The organism is Pseudomonas sp. SIMBA_068 (assembly GCF_046534705.1).
Classification (GTDB): domain Bacteria; phylum Pseudomonadota; class Gammaproteobacteria; order Pseudomonadales; family Pseudomonadaceae; genus Aquipseudomonas; species Aquipseudomonas putida.
The window spans coordinates 1-247 of the sequence record NZ_JAWRYI010001293.1; the positions used below are offsets into that span (position 1 = coordinate 1).

Sequence of the window (247 nt, forward strand, 5' to 3'; positions counted from 1 at the left end):
GGCGGCCATCCGGGCCGGCGTCGGGGGGCTGGTCGGCATCCACATGAGCCCGGTCATCCGCGGTGGCGCAGGCGCGGGCGAGCCGGGCGGCGCCGAGGCCACGAGGAGGATTCCGAGCGATGTCATGAACGCTGCTGCCAGTTCCGAGTGGTGCATGAATACAACTGTTGCAAGACTACACGGATCGTCGAGAACTCGTATGTCCGCTTGACTCACGACGGCAGTGGCGTACGGATGCATTCATGTC

Annotated in this window: 1 protein-coding gene; it reads left to right on the plus strand. The window is 65.2% G+C overall.

Annotation, left to right across the window (positions count from 1 at the left end; all coding sequences use genetic code 11):
- Positions 1–211: hypothetical protein (locus tag SB756_RS33750; RefSeq protein ID WP_410913722.1), on the plus strand; the 211-nt coding region annotated here is incomplete at its 5' end.
- Positions 212–247: the final 36 nt, after the last annotated feature.